The organism is Mesorhizobium qingshengii, assembly GCF_900103325.1.
Classification (GTDB): domain Bacteria; phylum Pseudomonadota; class Alphaproteobacteria; order Rhizobiales; family Rhizobiaceae; genus Mesorhizobium; species Mesorhizobium qingshengii.
On record NZ_FMXM01000086.1, the window covers coordinates 1 to 2,098 of the forward strand.

The 2,098-nt window shown below is 58.2% G+C and carries 1 pseudogene; it reads right to left on the reverse strand.

The annotated features are described in order from the left end of the window. Positions 1 to 1,900: pseudogene (locus BLS48_RS34400) on the reverse strand (hypothetical protein); the annotation flags it as partial. Positions 1,901 to 2,098: the final 198 nt, after the last annotated feature.

A 2,098-nucleotide genomic window follows, 5' to 3' on the forward strand; every position in this document is an offset into this window, starting at 1 on the left:
TGCAACCGCCTGAATTAGCGATCCCGTTCAGCTGCAGCTGAATGGCGACGGCTGGCGGCGCATTCAGTTTCCTCTGCCGCTTCGCTGGCCTCAACAGCGCTGTGGAATGTTCATTGTTGATGATGACCCAATCGGTCGGTAGGAGGTTGCCCCTGTCAGGCGCGCCAGGCGAGCGGCGAATCTGCTGTTCGCTAAGCGCTAACAACGGCCGGGCGGCAGCCTGATCCCCAGCGTGCCGAGCGTCGGCTGCTCCGAAAGCGCCCGCCGCGATATTGTTAAGGCTATCCGGTCCAGCGGGCAACTTCCCTGGAGCGATGAAAAATGACGGGGCTGGTTGATTATCCTGCCGTGTCCGAAGCTCCTTTGGCCAACTAACAGCTTCCTGCGACGCGCTGTGCTGCGCAATCGCCTCGCCGGCCCGCCTCGGCTCCATCAGTGCCGCGTCCGCGGGAATAGGAACGAGGGGAACCCGGCGCTCGAGCTCCATCGCTCTAACGCCGGCCTGCGATTTTCGGAGGTCAGTCAGTGCGGAACCGATCCTTGGACCACCGCCGGCGTCCTCCTTGTAGCTCTTGACATCTCCATCCAACGCCTTGCCGGACAGCCGACCAGCAATGCCCTTCTTGTTGTTTTGATGCAGGTAGTCACTGAAGCTCCTGAGAACCGTTGCATTGCTTCTGCCGGTATTTGTCTGGGCTTCGTCTTTGTACTGGTTGATGAGAGCCGCGTCTTCCGGATGCGGAGCCAACTCAGCGCGGCCTGCGATCGGCACGATCCCGCCGGTAGACTGCGCGGTCCGGAGATGGCGTATTGCCCTAAGGAGCCTCGCGAGGTCACCCTTTCCGATGAACTCGGACGCATTATCGGTCAGCGACTCGCAATCGAGCCGATCCTTAATAGGAGGTTTGTTGTTTGCGAAGAGCCAGCGGCCAAAGCTGAGAAGAGAACTTATGTCGTTGCTGGCGGTGCGCTTGGCGGCGTTGCCCTTGATGAGGGCCGCGCCAAGCGCCGAAATAAGAGTTGTGTCCTCGAGATAAAGGGGCTGGTTTCTGCCCAGCCGAGCTGACTGAGTCTGCTGCGGCGCCGAACACGACACGCCCTGTTCGGCCATCACCCCAAACATGTGGCGCGCGCGCTCAATCGCTTTAACCCCAGCCTGCGATTTTCGGAGACAAGCCAGTGCGTAAGCGATATTTCGATTACCACCAGCGTCCTCCTTATAGCCCTTGACATCTCCATTCAACAACCCGTCGGAAAGTCGACCAGCAATTCCCTTCTTGTTGTTTTGACGTAGGTAGTCACTGAAGCTCCTAAGAGAACCTGCATACGTACTGCCGGTCTTTGTCGCCACTTCGTTTTTGTACTCATGTATCAGGGCCACATCCTCGGGGTGAGGAATCAACTCAGCGCGGGCTGCGATCGGCACGACGCCCCCCGTCGATTGCGAGGTCCGGAGATGATCAATTGCCGTAACGAGTGTCTTGGGATCACCCTTTCCAACGAACTCGCGCGCATCATCGGTCAGCGACTCGAGATCTAGCCGATCCTTAATGGGATCTTTGTTGTTTGCGAAGAGCCAGCGGCCAAAGCCGCGAAGAACACCTACATAGGTGCTGGCGGTGTACTCGGCGGCATTGCCCTTAATGAGGGCAGCCTCGAGGGCCGAAATAGACTCAGAATCCACGGCGTGAAGAGGGCGCTTACTGAGCCTTTTCACAAACTGAGGCGGCTGCGGCGCCGAGCCGGCCGGCACTGCTCCACCACCTCCACCTGAATTGGCGATTTCGCTCAGTTGCCGCTCAAACGCGGCCACACCTGCGATCGGAGCCGAACGTGAGCTATCTTCCAGGCTGGCCCGGTTCGATTGTCCGCGCACCCGCTTGGTTGAGGTGAAATCCATCCGTTGTCACTTTCAGCAATATAAGCGATTGGATGTATCACAGGGAAGCTGTTGAGAACCTGACGACTACGAGGTTTTGTTGCGACGGCTGAATAGGGGCACAGAGGTCAGAGGTGGCTCGGCAAAATTGGACAGGGTGATAAGTGGAATTTCTGCCTGAGATCGGCATGAGTGCCGGAACAGGAGAATGACGAATGA